This window comes from Nostoc cf. edaphicum LEGE 07299, from assembly GCF_015207245.1.
Taxonomy (GTDB): domain Bacteria; phylum Cyanobacteriota; class Cyanobacteriia; order Cyanobacteriales; family Nostocaceae; genus Nostoc; species Nostoc edaphicum_B.
Map to the genome: position 1 here is coordinate 1 of NZ_JADEXF010000301.1, position 5,510 is coordinate 5,510.

A 5,510-nucleotide genomic window follows, 5' to 3' on the forward strand; every position below is an offset into this window, starting at 1 on the left:
GTGGTAAACATTTGGATAAATGTTATGAGATATCAGAGCAGCTACTCATAATGTCCCACATTTGAACTTTCCAGAGTTAACGGGTTTCATTTTGGTTTCCATATCAAGGCAAACCAAATAATCATCTGGATATTTGTATTCACTTAACCTTGCATCCAGTATTTCCCAATAGTCAACCCAAGAAATTGAAAAGAGGATATTTCCATGTCTAGTTTGTCTCGTTGGTCATCAACAAAGGTTGCTTTGCTAGTTTTGGGAATGACAGCTGCTACAATAACTCCCATCGTAATTTCTGCCCCAGCTTCATCTCAAACTCCTGTTCCATCTGCGACACCATCACCAGCGACACCATCACCTACTTCAACAGTTAACCTATCTGATGTTTCCTCAGATTATTGGGCGCGTCCCTTCATTCAAGCCCTAGCTGAGAATAACGTAATTAGTGGCTTTCCTGATGGTACTTATAGACCAAATCAGCCTGTGACTCGTGCTGAATTTGCTGCCTTGATTCAAAAAGCTTTCGGTAACCAAAACCGAGTCCGGCAATTAAGTGCGGGTGGATTTAGTGATGTTCCTGCTAACTACTGGGCAGCTGCTGCAATTCAAAACGCTTACGAAATTGGATTTTTGGCAGGCTATCCTGGGAACGTGTTTAGACCAAATCAAGAAATTCCTAGAGTGCAGGGGATCGTTGCTTTAAGTAGTGGCTTAGGTTTAACTGGTGGCGATACAAGTACTCTCACTAATTTCTATAACGATGCCTCAGCTATCCCTGAGTATGCTGTTGGCAGTGTGGCAGCAGCGACAGTAGGTAATCTTGTTGTCAACTACCCGGATGTAAAACAACTCAATCCGCAACAGTCTTTGACTCGTGCTGAAGCAGCAGCACTTTTATATCAAGCTTTAGTTAGACAAGGACGGGTGCAACCCATTGCTAGCAATCTTCCAGCTAGTCAGTACGTTGTAGCTGGAACTCCTGCAAGTACTGATATTGTTTCTCTGGCAGCATCTAGTAGTTCTTTTACAACTCTGACTTCTTTATTAAAGACAGCCGGTCTAGCAGATATTCTTCAACAGCCAGGCCCTTATACAGTCTTCGCTCCCACCAATGATGCATTTGCTGCTTTGCCTGCTGCTACCTTAGAACAGTTACAGCAACCAGAAAACAGAGAAGCGTTAGTTAAGATTTTGAGATATCATGTGGTTCCCGGTGCGGTAACTGCTAGTCAACTCTCGGCTGGAGAATTGAAAACCGATGAAGGAAGACCTGTAAATATTCAAATCGATTCCGCTAACAGTCAAGTTTCAGTGAATAATGCCAGAGTTCTCCAGGCAGATGTTAAAGCTAGCAATGGTGTCATCCATGCAATTAACCAAGTCCTGATTCCGCCTGATGTTAACATCAGTCAGTTAAATCAGCCACCAGGAAGCACGGACGGAACACCCGATGTTACAGCAGGTAGAGCTACTCGTGGTGGCAGAAGCTATATCGGTGGTGGTGGTAATATTGGTTTGAGCGGCAACGATACAGCTTTGAGTGATAGTAACTTTGCAGTAATCAGTAAAGTTGGTCTGACAAACTATCTATCAGTTAGACCATCAGTGATATTTGGGGACGATACAATATTTTTAGTTCCCGTGACTTTAGATTTTTCTCCCCGTACAGCAGGTTCGGTGGGCGAAAGAAGTTTTGCTATATCTCCTTTTATAGGTGCTGGTGTAGCAATTGAAGCTAATCTCGATACTGATATTGGATTACTGCTAACTGGTGGTGTAGACCTTCCTGTAGGTTCTCGATTTACGGTGACAGGTTCCGTAAATGCTTCTTTTCTGGATGATACTGATGTAGGGCTACTATTAGGAGTTGGCTATAACTTCTAAGTAAATAGAAGCAGAACACGCAATAAGGGCGCACAGTTAGTTGTGCGCTCTTGCCGTATTAAGGTCGCTTGATTGCTAAAGTAAGTCCATCGGCGATGGGAACAAGGGAGAGGGTAACTCGCTCGTCATGATGTAACTTTTCGTTCAGTGCCCGGATTGCTTGAGTGCTTTCATCTTGATTTTGCTCCTGGGCTACTTGTCCAGACCATAAAACATTATCGATCGCAATCAGTCCACCCGGACGCACTAATTGCAGCGATCGCTCATAATAGCCATCATAGTTGCTCTTATCTGCATCGATGAAAGCAAAATCAAAAGTTTCTCCTTCTCCTGTTGCCAGTAACCGATCCAAAGTCTGCAAAGCTGGGGCAATGTGCAGTTGAATTTTATCTGCCACTCCTGCTTGTTGCCAATAACGTCTAGCGATCGTTGTAAATTCTTCACTAATATCACAGGCTACCACTTTACCGTCCGTCGGTAACGCCAATGCCACCACGAGGGAACTATAACCTGTAAATACCCCAATTTCTAAAGTTTTCTTAGCTCCCAGCAATTGCACCAGTAAAGCCAAAAATTGCCCTTGTTCGGGAGCAATTTGCATTCTCCCGATTGGATATTGGGCTGTTTCTTGCCTCAGTTGGGTTAAAATTTCTGGTTCTCGGAGAGAGACTGACAGTAAATATTCATAGAGGTTTTGTTCGAGTCCTAATGTTTTAGTTGTCATGGGCATTGGGCTTTGGGCATTGGGCATGGAAAATAGGAGACGAGTCTTTGATACTCGTGAACGAGTCTTTGATACTCGTGGATGAGTCTTTTATACTCGTGGACGAGCCTTTGATACTCGTGGACGAGCCTTTTATATTCGTGAATGAGTCTTTTATACTCGTGGACGAGTCTTTTATACTCGTGAATGAGTCTTTGATACTCGTGGACGAGTCTTTTATACTCGTGAATGAGTCTTTGATACTCGTGAATGAGTCTTTTTTACTCGTGAATGAGTCTTTTTTACTCGTGAATGATTTTTTAAAAGTCAAAATTATATTTAAATGCAACTCAGTATGATAAGCAAAGCGATGTCTACGACGGGCTGCGCCTACGCTCAGGATATTTTAAATCATGCCAAACCTTAAAGAAAATGATAACGCTCTGCGCGAGGTGTTAATCCAAGCCAAAACAATCGCTGTTGTAGGTCACTCTGATAAACGCGATGCCTACGGCAAGGGCTTCGCCCAACGCACCAGTTATCAAATCGCCCAATTTTTGCGGCAGACAGGCTATATAGTCTATGCCGTCAACCCGCTAATTCAAGAAATTGACGGTCAACCCAGTTATGCTACACTCCAGGAATTACCCGAACCCGTGGATATTGTTAACGTGTTTCGTCGTTCTGAGTACTTGCCAGAAATTGTAGATGAAGCAATTTCCATCAGTGCTAAAACTGTGTGGACACAACTGGGTATCTGGCATCAACCATCAGCACAAAAAGCTATAGATGCAGGACTCAATGTGGTTATGGATGCTTGTATCAAAATTGAATATCTGCGGCTGAGAGTAGGTTCAACAGAAAATATCTAGTTTTGATGCGTACAGATAACTCTAACAATCATTTAGATTGTAATTATTATGCAAAAAGCGTAGTTTACCGCCGTAGGCATCGCACAAACCTTCTATAGCAGTCCTAAATCATTCGTGAAAATTATATCTCTTTTTCTTCTTTCTTTCCTTTGCGTCCTTAGCTGTTCGTTTTCTAATCTATATTTTTCACAGCTCAAATAGGATTGCTATATGTGTAGAGATATTGCATACCAAGTGTTTGTTTGAGCTACTTGCTTAAACCCTTCTAGAATAAAAACTATTGTAGGTAATTTTATTACTAAAGTTGTTTTTATTGTGGGAGGTTATGATGAGCCGTCCAATAATTCTTGGTATTGTCGGCGACAGCGCGGCTGGTAAAACAACACTAACGCGAGGAATCGCTCAGGTACTCGGCCCAGAAAATGTCACACTCATTTGTACAGATGATTATCACCGTTACGATCGCCAACAACGTGCAGATATTGGTATCACTGCTCTCCACCCCGATTGCAATCATTTAGATATTATGCAGCAACATCTGTCGCTGCTACGCACAGGACAACCAATTCTTAAGCCAGTTTACAGTCATAAAACCGGCACATTCGAGCCACCGCACTATATCAAGCCCAATAAATTCGTAATCATTGAGGGATTACTCGGTTATTCTACTCGTGCCGCCCGTGACTCCTACGACGTAAAAGTTTACCTTGCACCCCCTGAAGAACTACGTACAAAGTGGAAAGTCAAGCGGGATACCCAAAAGCGCGGCTACACCGCCGAACAGGTGGTGGCAGAATTAGAAAAGCGCGAACCAGACTCAGCACAATTTATCCGTCCGCAGCGGCAATGGTCTGATATCGTAATCAGTTTTTACCCACCTACCGGAGAAGATGATGAAAGTAATGGACACCTGAATGTTCGTCTGGTACTTCGTCCGACAATTCCGCATCCAGATTTTACCCAGATTATCAACCCTGGCTATGGTAATTCTGACTCAGCGATTCGCTTGGGGTTAGACAGGGATATGAGTAAGCCTGTAGATGTCTTAGAAGTTGATGGCCATGCAACCTTAGACCAAGTAAATAAGCTAGAGCATGTTATATGTTCTGATATGCCCCATTTACGAAGTATTTGCGATCGCGAAAGTAATCCAGAACTGGGTAAAATTGCTGGTACAACTGGAGAAACACTGCAAAGTTACCCCCTGGCTTTGACTCAGTTGATTATTACCTACCACATGCTGAAAGCAACGCAAATTCATCAGTAATTAGCGAAAATTGAGTATTTGAAACCCATCTCCGTGGGTAAAGCCTCATGTACACGCGGTTTCTAACCGCCCTTTTAACTATTCAAATTTCATATATTGCTCATGATTGTGACTTGACGGGGGCTTGCAGCAATTCAATATCTTTAATTTGAAGAATACCACTACTCTCAAATTGCACAATGATTTGGATTTTGGCAGCATCTGCTTCTTTTTTAAAATAGGCACGCACTTTGTAAGGCTGAAAATTTTCCTCTGGTGAAACTCCTCTACCCCATGAAGTTGTTCTCAGTCCGCCCGATTCTCGTGGTCTACCTACACCTAAACTCACTGCAATTGATTTTTCTGTGTTTAGCGCTTTCGCATTAAAGTGACAAGCAAGAACACACTCTTGAACATCGGGTTCTGCAATTTCAAACAAGATGACTTTTCGCAAAGGATCTGTACTATTAGTTAGAAAGCGCTGACTATTATCGTCATAAGCTTCAATTTGCCAACTTTCTCCGACAATTCCAATGCCTCCCTTTGTGACTATGGAATCGGCAAGTGTGAATCGACGAATCAGCACAAATGGCTCTGCGGGTTCGGGAATAGCGAGGGGTTTTTCTAGCTCGTTAAGGGTTTCCTTAGCTTTAGAGAGAATAAAATTTGTCAGATTGTTGAATAGCTCGTCAAACATAGCGTAGTTTACTGCCGTAGGCATCGCCCTAAATTATATTATTTTTAGTATTCCCTTTGAAATAGTAGCCTTTTGTCATATTTGGGCGTTCTTGTTCATCCGCTCATATCA

General features: G+C 42.6%; 5 protein-coding genes. 3 read left to right on the top strand and 2 right to left on the bottom strand.

All coding sequences use genetic code 11. The features are described from left to right. Positions 1-204 precede the first annotated feature (204 nt). On the top strand, positions 205-1,881 hold the full coding sequence (locus tag IQ229_RS11060; protein ID WP_194043654.1) for a fasciclin domain-containing protein: 1,677 nt from the start codon (positions 205-207) through the stop codon (positions 1,879-1,881). Between the two features lie 58 nt (positions 1,882-1,939). Here IQ229_RS11060 and IQ229_RS11065 read toward each other — a convergent pair whose 3' ends face one another. Continuing rightward, positions 1,940-2,605 (bottom strand): O-methyltransferase, encoded by a 666-nt coding sequence (locus tag IQ229_RS11065; protein WP_194043656.1) that lies wholly within the window; start codon positions 2,603-2,605, stop codon positions 1,940-1,942. 392 nt (positions 2,606-2,997) lie between these two features. Between IQ229_RS11065 and IQ229_RS11070 the strand changes: the two genes are divergently transcribed. Further along, positions 2,998-3,456, top strand: a complete 459-nt coding sequence (locus IQ229_RS11070) for a CoA-binding protein (RefSeq protein WP_194043658.1) — start codon at positions 2,998-3,000, stop codon at positions 3,454-3,456. Positions 3,457-3,784: 328 nt separating this feature from the next. Next, positions 3,785-4,723 (top strand): phosphoribulokinase, encoded by a 939-nt coding sequence (locus IQ229_RS11075; protein WP_194043662.1) that lies wholly within the window; start codon positions 3,785-3,787, stop codon positions 4,721-4,723. A gap of 100 nt (positions 4,724-4,823) precedes the next feature. On the opposite strand, the gene IQ229_RS11080 is transcribed toward IQ229_RS11075, so the two are convergent. Then, the gene (locus IQ229_RS11080) at positions 4,824-5,399 is read right to left on the bottom strand and encodes a hypothetical protein (protein ID WP_194043660.1); all 576 of its coding nucleotides are present in this window, start codon (positions 5,397-5,399) and stop codon (positions 4,824-4,826) included. Positions 5,400-5,510: the final 111 nt, after the last annotated feature.